Source organism: Phyllobacterium sp. 1468 (genome assembly GCF_031455525.1).
Lineage (GTDB): Bacteria > Pseudomonadota > Alphaproteobacteria > Rhizobiales > Rhizobiaceae > Phyllobacterium.
Window position 1 is genome coordinate 69,618 of record NZ_JAVDSX010000003.1, and the last position, 18,751, is coordinate 88,368.

General features: G+C 54.9%; 16 protein-coding genes. 6 read left to right on the forward strand and 10 right to left on the reverse strand.

What is annotated here, in order from left to right:
* Positions 1-111 precede the first annotated feature (111 nt).
* Complete coding sequence (locus J2X72_RS09515; RefSeq protein WP_310071210.1) at positions 112-720, forward strand: TetR/AcrR family transcriptional regulator; 609 nt, start codon at positions 112-114, stop codon at positions 718-720.
* Positions 721-731: 11 nt separating this feature from the next.
* On the opposite strand, the gene J2X72_RS09520 is transcribed toward J2X72_RS09515, so the two are convergent.
* The 3 genes from J2X72_RS09520 to J2X72_RS09530 are packed head-to-tail and all read right to left on the reverse strand — an operon-like array spanning position 732 to position 3,754.
* A complete protein-coding gene (locus J2X72_RS09520; RefSeq protein WP_310071212.1) occupies positions 732-2,774 on the reverse strand; it encodes an acyltransferase family protein in 2,043 nt (680 codons plus the stop codon).
* A gap of 18 nt (positions 2,775-2,792) precedes the next feature.
* Positions 2,793-3,011, reverse strand: coding sequence for a hypothetical protein (locus tag J2X72_RS09525; protein ID WP_310071215.1), 219 nt, complete (start codon positions 3,009-3,011; stop codon positions 2,793-2,795).
* On the reverse strand, positions 3,011-3,754 hold the full coding sequence (locus J2X72_RS09530; protein ID WP_310071217.1) for a hypothetical protein: 744 nt from the start codon (positions 3,752-3,754) through the stop codon (positions 3,011-3,013). The genes J2X72_RS09525 and J2X72_RS09530 overlap by 1 nt, the downstream gene beginning before the upstream one ends.
* A 330-nt stretch (positions 3,755-4,084) precedes the next feature.
* Between J2X72_RS09530 and J2X72_RS09535 the strand changes: the two genes are divergently transcribed.
* Positions 4,085-4,702, forward strand: a complete 618-nt coding sequence (locus J2X72_RS09535) for a hypothetical protein (protein WP_209998184.1) — start codon at positions 4,085-4,087, stop codon at positions 4,700-4,702.
* A 269-nt stretch (positions 4,703-4,971) separates the two neighbouring features.
* The gene (locus tag J2X72_RS09540; protein WP_310071220.1) at positions 4,972-5,808 is read left to right on the forward strand and encodes an aspartyl/asparaginyl beta-hydroxylase domain-containing protein; all 837 of its coding nucleotides are present in this window, start codon (positions 4,972-4,974) and stop codon (positions 5,806-5,808) included.
* Between the two features lie 6 nt (positions 5,809-5,814).
* On the opposite strand, the gene J2X72_RS09545 is transcribed toward J2X72_RS09540, so the two are convergent.
* Positions 5,815-7,089, reverse strand: a complete 1,275-nt coding sequence (locus tag J2X72_RS09545; protein ID WP_310071223.1) for a polysaccharide biosynthesis/export family protein — start codon at positions 7,087-7,089, stop codon at positions 5,815-5,817.
* Between the two features lie 903 nt (positions 7,090-7,992).
* Between J2X72_RS09545 and J2X72_RS09550 the strand changes: the two genes are divergently transcribed.
* The 3 genes from J2X72_RS09550 (at position 7,993) to J2X72_RS09560 (ending at position 11,008) form a co-directional block, all read left to right on the forward strand.
* Entirely contained in the window at positions 7,993-8,244 is a 252-nt protein-coding gene (locus J2X72_RS09550; protein WP_310072174.1) for an exopolysaccharide production repressor protein, read from the forward strand.
* Between the two features lie 227 nt (positions 8,245-8,471).
* The gene (locus tag J2X72_RS09555; protein WP_310071225.1) at positions 8,472-9,455 is read left to right on the forward strand and encodes a glycosyltransferase family 2 protein; all 984 of its coding nucleotides are present in this window, start codon (positions 8,472-8,474) and stop codon (positions 9,453-9,455) included.
* Between the two features lie 218 nt (positions 9,456-9,673).
* Entirely contained in the window at positions 9,674-11,008 is a 1,335-nt protein-coding gene (locus tag J2X72_RS09560) for a polysaccharide pyruvyl transferase family protein (RefSeq protein WP_310071227.1), read from the forward strand.
* On the opposite strand, the gene J2X72_RS09565 is transcribed toward J2X72_RS09560, so the two are convergent.
* The 6 genes from J2X72_RS09565 to J2X72_RS09590 all read right to left on the reverse strand — a co-directional run bounded on the left by J2X72_RS09565 (position 10,955) and on the right by J2X72_RS09590 (position 18,591).
* Entirely contained in the window at positions 10,955-12,415 is a 1,461-nt protein-coding gene (locus J2X72_RS09565; RefSeq protein WP_310071229.1) for a lipopolysaccharide biosynthesis protein, read from the reverse strand. The genes J2X72_RS09560 and J2X72_RS09565 overlap by 54 nt on opposite strands.
* Positions 12,412-13,590: a glycosyltransferase gene (locus J2X72_RS09570; protein WP_310071232.1), complete on the reverse strand. Its 1,179-nt coding sequence runs from the start codon at positions 13,588-13,590 to the stop codon at positions 12,412-12,414. The genes J2X72_RS09565 and J2X72_RS09570 overlap by 4 nt, the downstream gene beginning before the upstream one ends.
* Positions 13,591-13,633: 43 nt before the next feature.
* Positions 13,634-14,716 carry a glycosyltransferase gene (locus tag J2X72_RS09575; RefSeq protein WP_310071234.1) on the reverse strand — a complete coding sequence of 361 codons (1,083 nt, stop codon included), beginning with the start codon at positions 14,714-14,716 and terminating at the stop codon, positions 13,634-13,636.
* A gap of 35 nt (positions 14,717-14,751) precedes the next feature.
* Positions 14,752-16,083: a UDP-glucose/GDP-mannose dehydrogenase family protein gene (locus J2X72_RS09580; RefSeq protein WP_310071237.1), complete on the reverse strand. Its 1,332-nt coding sequence runs from the start codon at positions 16,081-16,083 to the stop codon at positions 14,752-14,754.
* Positions 16,084-16,201: 118 nt separating this feature from the next.
* On the reverse strand, positions 16,202-16,879 hold the full coding sequence (locus J2X72_RS09585; RefSeq protein WP_209998173.1) for a sugar transferase: 678 nt from the start codon (positions 16,877-16,879) through the stop codon (positions 16,202-16,204).
* A gap of 461 nt (positions 16,880-17,340) precedes the next feature.
* On the reverse strand, positions 17,341-18,591 hold the full coding sequence (locus J2X72_RS09590; RefSeq protein ID WP_209998172.1) for an O-antigen ligase: 1,251 nt from the start codon (positions 18,589-18,591) through the stop codon (positions 17,341-17,343).
* Positions 18,592-18,751: the final 160 nt, after the last annotated feature.

Sequence of the window (18,751 nt, forward strand, 5' to 3'; positions counted from 1 at the left end):
GAGCGAAATCCTGTTTCATAACAAGCATTACCATAACGCTTGGTATGAAATTTGACAGAAGCGGTCAAGTGTTTTAATAACGATCATTATGAAAAAGATGGATTTGCGCTGATGGGCCGCCATCGCGAATTTGATGTGGAGAAAGTGCTCGACGCGGCGCTGTGCGTTTTCTGGCGCAAGGGCTACGAGGGCGCATCTTACGCTGACCTGACCGAGGCTGCCGGTGTAGAGAGGCCCGCCCTCTATTCTGCATTCGGCAACAAGGAAGCTCTCTTCCGCCGAGCCCTGGATCGCTATTATGAACGATATCTGGATTTCATCCCGAAGTCGCTTGAGCTCCCGACAGCGCGGGCAGTTGCTGCGCATATACTCTACAGTGCAGCCGAACTGAATACACGTTACTCCCACCACACGGGGTGTCTTGGTATAAACGGTGTTTTGGCGGGGTCTGATGAAGCGGAGCCAGTGCGCCAGGCGCTGATTGAGGCTCGCGCCGGCGGTGAGGCGCAGCTTCGTGAACGCCTCTGCCGGGCAAAGGCCGAAGGCGATTTACCGGAGACGGCAAAACCCGATGCCCTTGCGGCATTCGTGATGGCTGTCTCTCACGGCATGGCGGTGCAGGCCAAGGCTGGCTTTAGCCGCGAGATGCTGGAGGCCGTTGCCGAGCAAGCGCTTTCCACGTGGCCTGCGGGTCGTTCCACGTCTTCTGGCCCGAAATAGACCAATTTTCTCTAGTCAATATTGATTCCCAATGCACCAGCCAGTGTCTTGAACACGGGTGTATAGAGGTAGCTCAAACTCCGTGCTGTCGTGGCTGTGATATGGTCTGAGTCCCTGTACAAAGGCAGGCCGTTTCGCATGCTGTCGCAGCGACTATTATCGCAGATCCCCTGAAGCGCATCGACCGTTATGGCCCCATATTTTGCAGCATATTGGCTGAGCATGTCGCGGGAGGCCGCTTGCCGCTCCGAAGTGTAGGCCCATGGCGGTGCGATATCGGTCGACGTGCCTCTCGTTGCCGCCTTGGCCAGGGCCTCCGGCATGTAGTGCCCCATTTCCGGAACATCCATCACAAGAACCACTTGCGTACCATGTCGTTTGAGATCGGCGAGGGTCTGGTCCAGAGCGGTCGCAATGGGCGCCGATTCGTCGTCAAGCTGCGGGCGGATCTTGGGATCGAAATAAAGTCCCTGATTGGGTAACTCCGAGCGAAGGACGTATTTCGGCCAATAGGCGATCATGAAGACCAAAGGTATGCGCTTGCTGATGATAAGGTCTCGCACAGCCGCATTATAGTCGACACAGCGCAGCGTGTCTTTCTGGTCCTTGAGTTCCACATCCGGAAGCGGCGGACACGAGGCCCGTGCGGCCAAAATACCACTGGCGCCGGCTTTCGCCGCCGCAAGATCGATGGCAGGCGCCATTGAACCGGAGTGCGAGTCGCCCCAGACGAGAAAATTCAAATTATCCGCGCCGGGAATCCCCAGACGGCAAAGGTTGCCTGATTTTATGTCGGAGAGCGACGGACCTCTTCCACTGGTATCCTGCAAGCATTCGGAGCTGGAATACCGGCTTTCGTCATAGGTGGCATTGTAGATTTTCTGGGCAACCGGGGTGAGGCGGCTGGGAAGCCCGACTTCGGTTATGACATAGTTGCCGAAAGCCACGACCGCCACGATGACCGCCGTCGCCGCGGCGAAGACGGGTTTGCGAGGAACCGGGCCGGCGTGCCCGCGGAACGGCCGCTCGATGAAGTGCCAGGAAAAAACGGCCACGACAAACGAAATGGCGACGAGCAGGCCGTTCTGGATGAACGTGAGCTCGTGACCGTTCAGGTAGCGCGTGAAGACGATAATCGGCCAGTGCCAGAGATAGAGCGAATAGGAAATCAGACCGATGAACACGAGCGGCGAGGACGTGAGAAGCAGTCCCGCAGGACCACGCGAAGCCCGCCCCTGAATGATGAGAGCGGCACCAATGCAAGGAACGAGTGCGGCAAGGCCGGGAAACGACGTGTTGTCATTATAGACGAAGACCGCAAAGCCTATCAGGACGAGTCCGATGGCAGCCAGGATTTCGCCGATAAATTGCTGTTTCGGCCGGGGTACGACACCCAATGCCAGCAAGGCGCCGAGAAGCAGCTCCCAGGCGCGGTAAGGCGACAGGTAAAACGCCTCGACAGGCCTTTGCTCAACACCCCAGATGCTCGCTGCGAGCGACCCGACAAACAGCAGAACGAGCGCCGGCTTTACCCATTCCCGGCCGATCCTGCTCAAAACGAGCAGCATCAGAGGAAAGACGATATAGAACTGTTCTTCGATGGCGAGCGACCATGTATGCAACAGCGGCTTCAGCTGGGCGCTGATATCGAAATATCCGCTCTCTCTGTTGAGCTGGATGTTGGAGACAAAAAGAGCCGCTGCCTTCACGCTGCGCGCAAAATATTCAAATTCGACCGGCATGAAAAACAGCCATGCCATGGCGGCCGACGCTGCAATCATTGCAAAAAGCGCCGGAAAGATGCGGCGGATGCGGCTTTCGTAAAACCGCCATAGGCTGAAATCGCCCTGGTCGATTCCTCCGATGATCCGCAGGGCCATCAGATAGCCGGAAATGACGAAGAAAACGTCGACGCCGACGAAGCCGCCCTGAAAGCCCGACATGCCCGTGTGATAGAATACGACCGGCAAAATCGCGATCGCGCGCAGGCCGTCGATGTCGCGTCGATAAGCCAGGCTGTCGCGCGACAGACTGGACGTAAGTAAATTAACCAATTCTGGTTTACTCCAGCATCATCCTTGGGATTTTTTTCTTGCGGCACGGTACGTGCTCTCTGCGAGGATGAGCATGCAGCCCGCCAATAAGAGGATACCACCGGCGAATCCTGACAATCCGGCATATTCCACAGCGGCCGCAATGACGCCGATCAAGGCAATCGACCAAAGGGCCAGAGCGCCGTCATCGATGAACATGCCGATCAGTTCTCGTAGTGTGATGCGTATGATGTTCATCAGGCGACTGCCTTTGCGTTGGAGCTATAATAGCCGCGCAGCATCCGCACGGCGACAAACGAGAAGATTGCAAGCACGCCAAGGATCACGATCAGCGACAGATCGTCACCTGGCCAATCGGCGCCAAGGCCTTCGCCAACCCAGAAGACGCCGAATGCCGTAAGTAGAAGTCCGACGACGAATTTCAAGGTGTTTTCAGGCACCCGCGACAACGGCTTGTGCACGACGAAACCGACGATCAGCACCAGGAGGCAGGCTAAAGCCGCGCCAAGCGCCGCATAGCCGAGCATGCCGCGTCCCGCGCCAACGGCGATGACGATGAAAACCACCTCGATACCCTCAAGCAGAACCGCCTTGAACGCCGCGGTTCCAGCGATCCAGTCCGCGCGTCGTTCGGCGTGCTGACGCTTGAGCTGATCGGTCTCCCTGGCGAAGGCTTCTGCCTCGTCGTGAAGAGCGATAATGCCGGAAGCGCGAAGGATGGCTTTGCGCAGCCAGCGCATTCCAAACAGGATCAGCAGGGTTCCGATGACAAATTGCAGGAGCTCGACCGGGATCAGCCCGAGCAGCGGTCCAAGAATGACAACCAGGGCGGCCAGCACGATGAGCGCCAGCCCCGTGCCAATGAAGGCCGGTTTCCAGCTGCGGGACACCCCGACGGCAAGGATAATGGTGAAGGCTTCGACGACTTCGACGAAGGAAGCTGCCGTCATAGTCGATACTATGGTCGTGATGTTGGACATGGAAGGATTTCCGTTCAGGCAGAATGCGACAAAAGATTACTCGATAAAAGGTCAAGATTCAGGCGGCCAGAAGGACGAATCGTTCGGATGGAAAAAAACGTGACACCGATATCGTTGATCTTTCGCTTAGTAGCGATTTGTTTTGCTTAGGTGAGGAAGAGCAACTTGTCACGGGCGTCAACGTTTTGTTACCCGGTTATGTTTTGGGGAACAGTTTTTTGTTGCTCTTTGCGCGAAGGTGCATTCTGGTTGCAGATAATGGAAAATCGTAAAATAGTCAGCGATAAACAGTTCTGAATTTCTTTTCACCTTTGACCCGGGATAATGCCCTTGAACACACGGATTGATCCGCATCTTAAAATGATCCTGATCGGCGGCTCGTCCAATGTCGGGAAATCAAGGGTGGCAGGCGCATTGGCGGAGAAACTTGGCTGGCGCTGTATTTCGACGGACAGCCTCGCCAGGCATCCTGGCAGGCCGTGGCGACAGTCGAACAAGAAAGTCCCCAACCATGTGGCCGAACACTATCTAAGTTTAAAGGCCAACGAACTGCTGGAATCCGTCATTCTGCATCACCGCAAGATGTCGCCAATCGTCGCGGAACTTGTCCGGGCGACGGTGCACGATGAAGGCATGGAAAAATTGGTGCTCGAGGGATCGGCACTTTGGCCTTTCATCACGAGTGGACACCGCATGAAGGAAGTTGGAACTGTCTGGCTGACAGCCAGTTCCGACACGTTGCGCACACGGATCTATGAAGCAAGCGGTTTCCACAATGCCAGCGAGCAGAACCGTGGAATGATCTCAAGATTTCTCGAACGCACGCTGTTATTCGATCGAAAGACCGCCGAACTCGTCAGCGAGCACGGCTGCAAGGTCCTCGATGTTGATGAGTACAAAACGACGGAGGACTTGATTGGCGGCATAATGGCCAGCCTCAGAGCCTGAACGAAGATTTCGCCATGGAGGGCTGCAAATGGCGGTTTCTCCGCGCCGATGCCCACATGGCAGCATACGCTGCGCTTCGCTGCTCTAAACTCCCATCTTCGCCGCCCTGGCGGATTTTGGCTCGAGAAGGCATCTGCGGCGCCGGACCAAAAATTGGCAGGTAATCTGGCATACCGGTCTATCGTCGCCTAAATAGATTTTCGTCATCGGAACCGAACGTAGCTCTATGGCGTCCCGTTCCGCAAAGTCAGCAACGCATTGGAATGATTATGACCGAAGGAACGTTGAAGGAACCAAATCTTCAAGACGCTGAGGCTGAAGAAGTTGAGCAGGAATTCGGGACGGCCGGAATTGCGCCAATGGCTCGCCCGAGCAGGACCACTCGCTTTTTCATGGGCATCGTCTCCTGGGCGGAGAAGCTCAATCTCAAATATGCCAGATTTGGCAACCCTCCAGTCTACGATAATGCGGTTTTTCCCTGGACCAGCGAGATAGAAAAGGCCTGGCCCGACATTCGCGTTGAACTCGACCGCGTTCTTTTGCGTCAAAGCGAACTGCCCGCATTTCAGGACATTTCGACGGACGTCAAAACAATCTCGACGGACAGTCAATGGAAAACATTTTTCCTCGTCGGATTCGGCGTGAAGTCAAAACAGAACATCCAGGCATGTCCCAAGACATGGGCGGCGGTGCAGAAGATCCCCAACCTGAAGACAGCCATGTTTTCGATCTTCGAACCCGGCAAACATCTGCCTGCCCATCGGGGGCCATACAATGGCGTATTGCGGCTCCATCTCGGTTTGATCGTGCCGGAGCCGGGCGACAAGCTCGCCATCCGGGTGAAAGACAGGATATGTCACTGGCAAGAGGGCAAAGCCCTGGTCTTCGATGACGCCTATGAACACGAAGCCTGGAACCATACGGATAAGACGCGCGTCGTCCTGTTCGTGGATTTCGTGAAGCCGCTGAAATTTCCCGCCAGTTTCATCAATTGGGCGCTTATGAACCTGGCGATCTTCACGCCGTTTATCCGTGAAGGCCTCGACAACCACAAGGAGTGGGAAAAGCGTTTCTACGCTGAAGCCGAGACCTTGCGAAATCAGTAATGCGCGTCATGAATGCTCGGTGTCGATTTTGACCTTGACCACATCTCCGGGCAGCAGGATGGTCCCTTCTTCAGCGGTCGTCTCTTCGGTTTTTCCCTTCGAGTTGCGGACGATGCTGTATTGCATGACAACAGGCTCCGAGCCGTTGCCCGCGGCAGCCGGTGCATTGACCAGCGCTTCGGTCATCAGGTTTTTGTTCATCTGAAGCTTCAGATTGCTTTCGTCGAGCTTGGCCTGCGTTGCCTGCATCTCGGTTGCCAATTCCGACTTGCGTTCATTATCAAGATCGGTCTCATTCTGGGTCGACTTACTGATTTCCTGCTTGGCACGCAACGAAGCGGTATCAAGATCCAGAAGCTTGCCTTCCATGTCTGCAACCGAGGTTTGCAACCCGAGAAGCCGCGAATTCACGACAAGGCCCTGATCGGCCAGTCCGCCAATGCTTGTAAGTTCCTTGCGGGTCAGATCCAGCTGCCGGTTCTGCACGCCCATCTTCTTTTCGAGTGAACTGATCTCGTTTGTATAGAGCGTCTTGAGGTCTTTCAGCCCACTGATCTGAAGATCGAGGGAATTCTTCCTCGTCCGCATGATCGCCGTTTCATCGTCGATCAGTCTCTTGGCGCTCGATTTCTCGATCAAATCGTCCGGAACCTTGATTTCCTCTTCATTGGCCAATTCTGCTTGCAGTCTTGCGAGTTTGACCACCGCCCGGTCATGCTCGGCTACTATGACATCATAGTCCCCGCGCGCATTGAAGTAGTCCCGCTCGAAGCGCTGCCCGGCCGTTCGCGGCATTCCGCCAGCAAGACTGACAGCCTTGAGAACCGTCATTTCAGGCTCGAATGCATATCTTCCTGGCGTTTGCACGTCACCTGAAACGAAAATCGGTCGAAATTCGGATATCTCTACGGAAGCCTCGGGGAGGTCGCTAAGGCCGAGTTTCTGTCGGAGGTTTTCGGAGATCTCCTTGGCGATTTCCGATGTAGTCTTGCCGCCGGCGGCTATTTCACCCGCGAAGGGGAGAGACAAGGTGCCTGAGGGCCCAACCCTGTAATCACCTGTAATCGTGGGCCACTCGCGAAAGGTGCCTTCTGCGGTCTGCCATTCGATCACGCGTATGGTGACCTTGTCCATCGGGCCCAGCGCGTAATCCGCAGCATGGGCAACAGGCGCAAACAGCATCATGAGAAGCAGCATGCAGCTAAAAGAGAACCAGCGCGTTGCAGCGGTGAAACCGTGTGGCATGCCTGGGCACGCACTTGACGGGGAAATCGGGGTCATTTCCAACAATTACTCCTGTAAATCAATCGGGATCGGCGTGGCTATTGCGTCCTAATTCCGGCAAAGCCACCCGGCCCAAGCCTCATAAGCAGGATCGTGTGACATATATGAGGCGGGAATGAACTAGCAAACGATCACAATGTCCTTCCGAAAAGGCCAATTTCAACGGAATGCTTGTCGAAAACAAGGCATTCATCGAAGGGAACACCGCTGCCCTCGTATATCCGCCCCAGTCACCCTGGAACGGACGCGAATGATTGTTCGAAAGATAACATAAAAATTGTGCGTTGCAACAGAACGCCGCTTGCAGCATGCGAGTGGAATAGCATTTGGCTGCGATCCTTGGTCGTAATCGCCGGAAATGACAGCGTATCTTCCCGGAATGCCATGTAATCTGCCGGTGCGATTCCATTTCTCAGCGCCAAAAACATAATTACATATGCTTATATAACTGAGTGATTGTCATTAGTTGTGCCTCCTTCTAGAGAATTGGAGGGGTTGTATAGCTTCGGGATATTGTGTAATTTTTTTACTTGCGCTGTAACATAGCGTGAAGCGTGTGTGTTTCGTCATTTTTGAGTGAAGACAGGACGTGCTTCAGCCGTTCGTGTTCCTTGTATGCTGTATTCGCGAGTCGCAATACCTCGCCAGCTCCAAACGCGCAGAAAAATTGTGGTTACAAGGTAAGAAAAGTGTTATATTCCGGCTTAAAATTAGCCGAGGTGCCTTCATCTAAACTCAAGGGGTTTGGTATAGACAAATTGGCAGCCAAAAAAACATTCATGTACGCGCATTAGCGTGTGTGGGGGGAGACAAAATGCTAAGAAACGATACCGCTGCTTTTCTCAGATTGAAGAATGAGAGGAGCTAAGCATTATGAGATTTCCAAATTTTTTAATCGGAATGTTGGGCGTTCTTATTGCATTTGCAGTTACGACCTACGTTCTAACGCAATCCCTGTGGGCAACGATAGTACAGACGTTGATTTGCGCAGTGGTCATTCAGGTAGGATATTTCGCGGTGGTGCTTTTCCTTGTTGCGCGGGAGAAACCACGGACGTCCGAGTGGAAGCAGTCCGGGAGCAATGAGGCAACCGGCATCGTCGCAAACAAGCAGCCTCCTTTTAAGTCGATTACACCAACCGAGACGCACTAGAGCCCCAGCATGAACGGCTCTAGGGCCAACTGACCAACGCTGGAAGTCTGCCTCTTGCGGGCGGCCGAAATATTTGTATCCTTGCTACATTGGTCTGGTGCCGGCAAATGCCCGCGGACCACTCGTGGTGCACGGCTCCTCAAATAGCCAAGCCTTTGTGCACCCAATGCAGACCCGCACAGTCGAGGGCAGGGGCAATTATAGATAATCCGGACAATAGTGTGTGTGTGATCATCGCTGCGAAGAACGCAGCCAATACCATCGCGGCCGCCATATCCTCCGCTTTGGCGGATACATATGTGACGGAAGTGATCGTCGTCGACGATGGTTCGACCGACGGTACTTCTGAAGCGGCCACAAAGTCCGATGATGCAAGCGGACGGCTGCGTATCATTCGTTTCGACGTCAACAGGGGACCGTCTTACGCACGCAACCACGCCATTTCCTGTTCCTCGGCAGCTCTGATCAGTATCCTCGACGCCGACGATTTCTTTATCCCGGGGCGCTTTTCCCATTTGTTGTCAACCACAGACTGGGACATGGCCGCCGATAACATCGTCTTCGTCGATCAACGTTGGGTCAGCCACTTCAATACACTCGCCATCGACAAGTTTTCTCCGGAAACCTGGTTTCTCGATCTGCCGACATTCGTCGACCGCAACATATCGAGGCGCAACAAGCAGCGTGGCGAGCTCGGCTTCCTGAAGCCTGTCATCCGGCGCGAGTTTTTGGATCGCCACAGCTTGCGCTATAATGAAAAGCTGCGGCTCGGCGAAGATTACGATCTCTATACGAGAGCGCTGGCCCTCGGTGCCCGGTTTCAGATTATCAATAATTGTGGATATGGCGCCGTCGTCCGCGCGGATTCGCTGAGCGGGCGGCACAGGACCGACGATCTGAAACAACTCGCCGATGCCGACAGGGCGCTTCTGGATAGCGGTGTGCTGTCGGGAAGCGGGCTGGATGCCGTGCGCGAGCATGAGCGTCATATTCGCTCCAAATTTCATCACCGGCAGTTTCTGGACATCAAGTCGCATGAGGGGCTAGTTGCGGCAGCTATTTATGGTGTGCGCAATCCGTCTGCGGTTTTTCCAATCGCGACGGGCATCCTGGCCGACAAGTTCGATGGAGCCGTCAGAAACAGATCGACTGCGCCCCAGGTCAAACCGGAGCTGCGCTATCTTTTTCCGGCAACCACCAAACTGCGGTGAGCTGAAAAGGGCCCCGGCCTCAGCGCAGATACAGTTCTAATTTATTGTGCGTTGCACAAAAAGTCGCAATGGACTAGGTTGCTCCAGGAATAGATCAGGGGTCAATATGAGCGGATTTGCTCAGTTGGTTTCGACAACTGAGCGCGCAAAGGTTGCAGTCGTGATTGACTTGCAGCCAACAAACCCCATGCCGCCAATCAGATACCAGGGTTAGTTTTATGAAAATCATTGTCGAGAACACGGTCTGCCTCAATACTGGCGATGCCGCCATTCTTCTAGCGATCAGGCACATCCTGAGAAAAGTCTGGGGCGAGGATTTGCGTTTCCAGGTCTTCGACAGCCAGCCGGAAGTGGCGGCACGGCTTTACCCTTCGAAAGAATATCCGGATCTCGAATTTCACAAACTGCTGTCGGAGTCCGTTTTCAAGTACAATTACGATCAGAACGTCCTCAAGAACGCCGTCAAGCCGCTCTATAATCGAATTGTGCTCGAGGCGCTGCGCCGCTTCGGCAGGGGCGGGTCCGTCGACAAGATGTTGTTTAGCGACAGCGACCGCCGTTCGCTTGAGATCTATCGGGACGCCGATCTCGTCATCACGACGGGCGGAACCTATCTCGTCGAGAACTACAACCTCGAACGGCGTCTCAATCAATTCCGCATCGATGCGATAGTCGGCAAGGATCCCGTGTTCTTCACGCAGTCCCTGGGGCCCTTCGACAAAGACTATAATCGCCAGGAACTGAAACCCGTCTTTGACCGGAGCCCGCTCATTCTTCTTCGCGATTCCCGCTCGAGGGACCATATTGTCGATCTCGTCGACGACCCCAGCAAATGTCACGTGGTGGCGGATGCGGTGTTCGCGCTCGCCGAGACGGACCGGATCGCGGGGATTCTGGCTGCGGACCGGGCACCGGAAACGGGTCGCGTCGCCATTTCCGTCCGGCACTGGAACTACGTCAAGGGCGGCGGGGACGGCATGCGCCGCTACCTTGATTCCATTCGCAATATCGTTACCACGCTGGTGCGGGATCAGGGCAAAGAGGTCACCTTCCTGTCGACTTGCCAAGGCGTACCGGAATACGCCCATGACGACTCCAAGGCGGCCAGGGCGATCGTTGCCGAGCTCGATCCCGAAATTGCCAGCCATGTCAGTGTGGACGCATCATTTCATACGCCAGAACAACTGATGGCGCTTGTAAAAGGGTTCGATTTCGTGGTCGCCACGCGCATGCACATGATGATCATGTCGCTGTGCGTCGGCACCCCTGTGTTGCCCATAGCCTACGAGTTCAAGACCAAGGAAGTCGCCAAGCGTATCGGCGTGTCCGGCGTTCTGCTCGACATCGACACCGTGACGGTGGAAGAGGCCGGCGAGAAACTCGCTACCTTCATCCAGAATCTGGAACATTACCGCACAACCAGCCTCAAGGCTGTTCTTGACGAGCATGCATCGGCAATGTCGGCAACCGAGTTGCTGAAGCCGCTTCTTGTCGCTCCGTCAGCGAATATTGCTCGCGACCTTGGACCAGATAGCCGACAGAGTGCTGCGTGACTGGGGCAGCAAAAGCATCAGTGCGAACGCGAACGCGTAGTTCAGCAGCACAGCCAGAATGACCGCGAGAAAGTCCGAGCGGGCGATCAGCGACAAGGGCAGCAACCAGTAGGCGAACCAGGCCAGCAGGGCCGACACGATGAAGAGGCCTTGCACCAGAAGCACATCCATCGCTGTCACCGGGCCGACCCGATGCACAAGCACTGCGAGAACAGGAACGCGCAGGAGATAGCCGCTGATGGCATAGGCCGCGGCGACGCCGACGGCGCCCCAATGCAAGCCCACGATAAAAGCAACCACCGTCGTAATCGACGAGTAAATGCCCCAGCGGAACATGGTCTTCGTCCTGTCCTGGCAGATGAAGATCCAGCCTGTGGTGCTCGAAATGGGCTGAATGAGGCCGGCAATCCCGAGCCAGGCGAAAATCGGTGCAACGGGCAGCCATCTGTCGCCGAAAAGAATGCCGACGACCTGTTCAGAGGTCAGGGTCAACGCCGCGATAGCGGGTACCGTGACGGCCGCAAGGACCCAGTTGGTCTGCATGTAGATATCGCGAAAGCGTTTTTTATCGTCCTGTATGCGGCTCAGCAGCGGGATCATCAGGCGTGTCAGCGGCTGATTGATGTTCTGCAAAGGGAACAGCAAAAGCTTGTAAGCGCGGTCGTAATAACCGAGCTCGATCGCGCCTGAAAATTTGCCGATCAGAATATTGTCGAGGTTGCGGGAGAAGAAGTTGACGAGGTTGAAGCCTGTAAGGTTGGCGCCGAAGGACATGATGTCGCGATCGATCCTCAAAACCGGCTTGTCCGGTCTAAACCGCGCCACACGCCAGGCTGCAAGCAATCCAACCGCCGCCGATGCTGCCGGGCCAAGCACCAGCGACCAATAGCCCATGCCGGCATAGGCCGCCGCAGCCGCTGTCGCAAAGCCTGCAATGGCGGTGACAACGTCGTTGATCGCGAGCTGACCGAACTGAAGATGGCGGTTCATCAGGCTGAGCGGCATGGCCGCCAGACTTCCGAGGAAGAGCGGCAGCCCTGCACCGATGGTGATCCCGACCATGCGCGCATCACCATAGTAGGAGGCGACGACGGGAGAGAGTGCAACGACGACGGCGGTGCTGGCGAGGCCGGCAAAGGCGCTCATCCAGAAGACCTGGTTGAGCTGCCGCTGACTGATCTCCTTGCGCTGGACGACCGCTTGCTGAAGTCCGAGATTCTGGAATAGCGCGACGAAGGCCACGATCGGACTGACAGAGGCGACTAGCCCGAAATCTTCCGGAATGAGCAGGCGCGCCAGGACGATGACGGAGAGGAACTGGACAACAATTTTGATGCCTTGTGCGATGACCGTCAAAAGGCCGCCGCGGAGGGCAACGCGTCCAAACTGAAGCGGTTCGGCACTCACGCGCTTAACTTCGCTTCGGCCAGACGCGTGATCATCTGCGCGAACTGATCATTCAAAATATCGGCGTTGAAATCGGCCTCGACCTTCCGCCTCGCGGCCATGGCGATACCCTCGCATTCGGCCGGGTGTTCGGCGATCCACAAAAGTTTTGCCGCAAGAGCCTCGATATCCTTTTCCGGAACGAGAAATCCTGTCTTCTGGTCTTCTATAAGTTCCGGAATCCCCGAGTGATATGTGCTGAGCACGGTTAACCCGGCAGACATCGCCTCCATCAGGGAAACAGGAATACCCTCCACATCTCCATCCCGTGCCGTCACGCTTGGCAGCAGGAACACCTGTGCTTCGCGCAAGCACTGCTTGACCTCGCTGTGCGGGCGCGGTCCGAGAAATGTCACCCGGCGGGCAATGTTCAGGTCATTGGCGAGGCGCTTCAGCTCGTCGAGCAATTCGCCGCCGCCTATGATGGTATAGGCCCAATCGAGGTCTGGATTTGAAATCGAAAGCTGACCCAGCGCGCGCAAGGCAAACTCGATACCCTTCTTTTCCGTCAAGCGGCAAACCGAAATGACGTTCAAGGCGCCTTGATTCCAAGAGCGCCACGCATATTCGATCTCGTTGATCGGTACACCCATATGATGCACGGCGACATTTGCTGCCGGTGCGCCGGCGTCCACAAGGGCCTTTTGGAAATAATCGTTGACCGTGAGTTGCCGCGTACCCTGTTCGAACAGGACATTATATTGCCAGAGGGAGCTGTCGAGGAGCGGCCGGCCAACATCGCGGCCATGGAATATCGTGACCAGGGAAGCGCCAAGTTTCTTACGTTTCAACACGCGGGCAACACGCAGGCCGTTATTGCCGAAATGGGCGATTATGACATCGAAATTTTGGAGCTTTCGCGAAAAGACAATGTCGAATGCCGTCGAAATCTTGTCCCAGAGAGCTGTTGGCAGTTTTCGAAGGATCGGGCGCAACGGCGCCAGAGCACCCCACCAGCAAACCGTATTTTCAGTCAGCGCTTGCCAATGTTTTGTTCGCGCGCTGTCCTGCTTCAGGAGGTTTTCATTACAGATAACGCCCACCTCGATACCGCGCTCAAGAAATCCGTTTACCTGATCCAAAATGAAGGTCTCTGACAATGACGGGAACTTGTCGACAACAAAACCAACTCTCATTACCGAGCATTCTTTCAATAAATTTGAATATGGACAGCGGCTATCACGCCACCTGTTTGATAGTCTTCTGGCTGGCGGCTTGATCAAGAACGCTAAGAAAGGTCGAAAACTGGCTCTTCGGATCCATCTGCGGCCGCTCGGAAAATTTCTTTGCAGCGGACGAAAGCCGGTCATATTCGCTTTTGTCAGTCCAGAGCGTGCGGATTGCGCCGACCCAATCTTCCAGCGGCGCGTTGTAATCCAGGACAAGGCCCCCTTCGCCAATCGCCTCCGGCAGACCGCCACGGCGTGACCCCACGACAGGAATGCCGCTGCAATGCGCTTCTGATGCGACGCGGCCCCATGCCTCCTCCCATTTGCTGGGGGCAAGCAGGATCTTGGTGCGCCCATAGACCGTTTTCATGTCGCTGGTGCGATTTTCAAGTCTGATGTTCTTCAAGGGCGCGATTGTCTTTTCGATGCTGGCCCGGTGATCTTCGGCAAGCTTCCAGCTTTCAACAAAAAGAAACGGGATATCGGGACACTGTCCGGCGATTTGGACGGCCAGTTCAAAACCCTTTTCGTTGTAGGGATTGATGAACGTTACATATTCGCCAGTCGTCGGTGTTCCATACAGGACAGGGTCGATCGTCGGAGGAATGATGGTCGAATCGATCCCGAACTTCTCCTTGTAGGTCCTCGCCGTGAATTCGGAATTCGCGATATAGAGTGCCGAATCCAGTTCCCGCAGATCGCCGGCAAGTTCATGGAATTCGACATTTCTGAGATAAATGACCAACGGTATCCCTTCAGCCTGCAGTGCCTTCCCTATCGGAACCGATTTGTGGCATTGCACGACCGCAACGTCAGGCTTGAGCCTTTTGACCGCGAAGCCCGCAGCCTCCCAGGGAAACCAGGCCCTGACCACGGGATAACCCGGAAAATTGTCGACCGCCGCCCGTTGACCCATGATCTTCATCTTGGCACGCGCCTTCAGTCCGAACATCCCCTGGCCGAACAGGGCAGCCAGTACCGAGGCCTCGTGGCCCTGGTTGCGCAATTGTTCGACCAGATGATGCGTGCTGGATTGAACGCCACCGCTGAACTGGGGATAGTAGCCGTTGCCGCCCGCAAAAAGTACTTTCATCGCGTGGCTCCTTGTATCCTGTTTCCACCGGCGACCTATGCGGCCTGCCTGCCGATGCTGTAATATTCCAGGCCATGGCGGGCGATGACCTTGGGATCATAGATATTCCGGCCGTCGAAGACGACAGGCGTCGTAAGGGCGTCCTTCATGAGGTCGAAGGATGGTGCCCGGAAGCTCTTCCATTCGGTGACGATCAGCAGGGCGTCGGCACCGCGCAACGCTGCTTCCTTGGTTCCGCAAAGTAGCAGGTCATCACGCTGGCCGTAAATGCTCTGGCATTCCTGCATCGCCTCCGGATCAAAGGCCTGCACGCTGGCGCCCGCCTGCCACAGAGCCTCCATCAGCGTGCGCGAAGGCGCTTCACGCATGTCGTCGGTGTTCGGCTTGAATGCCAACCCCCACAGGGCAAAGACCTTGCCCTTGAGATTGCCCTTGAAATAGCGATGGACCTTTTCGAACAGGATGGACTTCTGCGCGTTGTTGCGCTCATCCACGGCCTTCAACATCTTGGCATCGAAACTGATGCCCTCTGCCGTTTGAATCATGGCGCGGACGTCCTTCGGAAAGCACGACCCGCCATAGCCTATTCCCGGATAGATAAAGTCGTAGCCAATGCGTGGATCGCTGCCGATGCCCTTGCGGACCTCTTCGATATCGGCACCGAGCCGTTCTGCCAGACCCGACATTTCATTCATGAAGCTGATCTTGGTCGCGAGAATGCAATTGGCTGCATATTTCGTAAATTCGGCGCTGCGGACATCCATGACAATCATCTTATCATGATTGCGGCTGAAGGGAGCATAGAGCTCCCGCATCACCTTTTCGGTGTTATCGCTGCCGGTACCAATGATGATGCGGTCAGGCTTCATGCAATCCACCACGGCCGAACCCTCCTTGAGGAATTCCGGATTTGAGACTACATCGAAGTCCAGTTCTTCGCGCCCCCTTGCCTTGAGCACTTCCGCGATTTTAAGCCTTATCTTGTCACAGGTTCCTACTGGCACCGTCGATTTGCTGACAACGATCTTTGGCGTTTCCATTTCCCGCCCGATCGCCTCTGCCACAGCAAGCACATATTTAAGGTCAGCGGATCCGTCTTCGGCGGGCGGCGTACCGACAGCACTCATGAGGATCTGGCCATGTTTGACTGCGGCGGCGACGTTCGTCGTGAAGGTGATGCGGCCCGCCGCGTGATTCTCTCTGACGAGGCTCTCAAGACCTGGTTCGTAGATCGGAATCAGCCCCTGATTCAACCGTTCTACCTTGTCGGCGTCGATATCGACGCACAAAACATTGTGCCCCACCTCAGCCAATACGGCGGCCTGTACAAGACCGACATAGCCAATCCCAAAAACTGTTAAATTCATTGGATTTGTTCCTGTGCAAAGACATCGGATCGCATCCGGACCCGGTCACTTATAATCATTAAAATCGCGGGCCATATGGAATGCCCGCAACCAAGGTTTTTAATTGTCATTGAGCTGTTCAGTAGCTGCCTCTGGCCATGCAAACGGCAGGCACAGTCTTGATGATGATATGCAAATCGAGTTTCAACGACCAGTTCTCGACATAGTGCCGATCAAATTCCACGCGGCTGTCGTAGGAAACGTCGTTGCGCCCACTCACCTGCCAAAGCCCTGTGAGGCCAGGGCGTGATTTGAGGTAGAACACGGCGGCATTGCCATAATTCTCAAGCTCGTCATGCACGACTGGACGGGGTCCGACAATGCTCATGTGGCCTTGAAGAATGTTGATGATCTGCGGGAGTTCATCAAGGCTCAGCTTTCTCAGGACAGCTCCGACGCGAGTAACACGTGGATCATCCTTGAGCTTGCGGGTGGCTTCCCATTCGGCCCTTGCATCGGGGTTGGCTGCAAAATAGCTGGCCAGCACGCCATCGCCATCCGGAACCATCGTCCGGAATTTAAGGCAGTGGAAAATGCTGCCACCCCGCCCAATCCGGCGGTGGCCATAAAATACCGACCCGCCATCGGACAACCTCACCAGAAGTGCGATAAGCAGGAACAGGGGACTAAGGGCAATGAGGCCTGCCAAGGCCCCAGCAATATCGAATCCACGCTTCAGGAATCCGCCCAAAGCAGGGTCGAAATCCGTATCAACGGGGGAATAGCTCAAATCGGTCGATTTGACTGAATCGCTCATGGCACAACTCCGGGGGTCGGGTGATCTAATGGCTGATGCGACGGTATCAAACGGTACATCCAAGGCTATAGCCAAAGTTGCAACAAGAATATGGTGCAACGCAACACAAAAAATTAACACGCGTGAAACACTAAGTGATGGCTAGAAATTGCCCATAAGTTGCCCAATTTTTGACCTCATCGACTATATTATACGTCTGTTAACTTGCTGACGTTTTGCCGACTATTATTTGGTATTTGCACTGTACTATGGCGAATTTGGCCGTGTTTGCGCTTTAAGGCAGGGTTCACCCCAAAATAGGCGTCTGAAACAGGTCACAACGCGAATGCGGTAACTTTTTTAGGGCCGCAAACCGTGCATTTTGCTGCACTGCACCAATCTAGATGATGCATAAAGAAGTGGCGATTGAGGGCGTTCCAGCCGTTCCAAATCGCGTCCTTTTTTAACCGATCACGATATTGTTATGTCTGTAATTGCGTTGGTTGCATCATTTTGAACGGTGTGCGCTGAGGGATGGCGAGCAATCCTGCCGAATAGTACAGGAGGAACGAACCGATCGTGTATGGCTGGATGAAGTCGATCTCGAAGAACGAGCGAATCAATAACAAGAGCGCGATGCCAAACATGAGGTGACCTTGCGGCGTATACCCTTCCGTCAGCAGACGCCGCAGGAAACCGATCACCACACCCCCGAGGAGCAGGCTGATCAGAACAACGCCGATATAGCCAAGTTCAACGAGCACTTCGATATAGGTGTTATGGAAATGAAATCCGGTCCGCGCCGGAATGTAGAATTCTGCCCATAATCGCTCGGCCTCGGAGAAGCCTTGTACCCAGTAGGCCTGATAGCCAATGCCCATAAGCGGGGCCTCGCGAGAAGCTCTGAATCCCTCCTGCCATAGATAGGTACGTCCGGTGAGAGTGGAATTCTTGCCGAACGCGCCGAGTACCAGATCAATGGCGCCGGCATTGACAGCCACCGCTACGAGCACCAACGCTACGGCGATGCCGACCAGAAAAAAGGACCGGCGGTGCTTCGGCGAAAATTTCAATACAACGCCGACGATCAAGGTCGCGGCGAATATCGCGATCGTTGCGATGACCGAGGTAGCTGAACTGGAAGCTACCAGGCAATAGGCGGACAGGAGGCCGCACACGACTGCGATGCATCGCCATGTCCTGCTCGTTTGCAACACGAAGAAACTCGCGAAGGCGAAATAGACACCCAGGGATGCAAAGAAGCCAAGCTGGTTCTTGGAGGCGAACGCACCGACGAAACTATAGGAGCCGTCCAGCGCATCATATTGGTATTGGCCAAAGCCAAGCGAATAAAGCAGGACCAGCGCAACGCCCATGCTTACCCCGCTGGCAAACGTTCGCGAGTCTATGATGCGGGATGCGATCAAGGCGCAGACTATCGTCGTCAGATATTGAATGCCGGCGCGCAGGGTGACTGGAGGCGCTGCCGACCATGTAAACGACATGCATGCAAACAGCACGAAGGGCAATACCCAATAGAAACGTGCATAGTTACCGATGACTTTTCGGTAGTCGACCAAAATCAGAGGCAACCACAGCCCATAGAAAAGCAGGATGGATAGAAAACCAAAGTTTGTCGAATAGGCAAAAACAAAGACAGATAAGCCTACGGCGAGCGTTCCGTACCAAAAATTCTTGCCTGGCTCGACCAGCAGGGATTTTGCAATTCTCATCGTGACGTCCGTATGGGAGCATTGTGTTTTTCTCTTGGACGGATTTCCATTTTGGTTGTCCAGAGATGATCTGAGCTCTATCGCTTTCTTAAATCGATAGCGGAAACTGGCACTATCGGCGGAATTTGTAAAATTCAAAAAGGCCGCAGCGGTTTTCCCG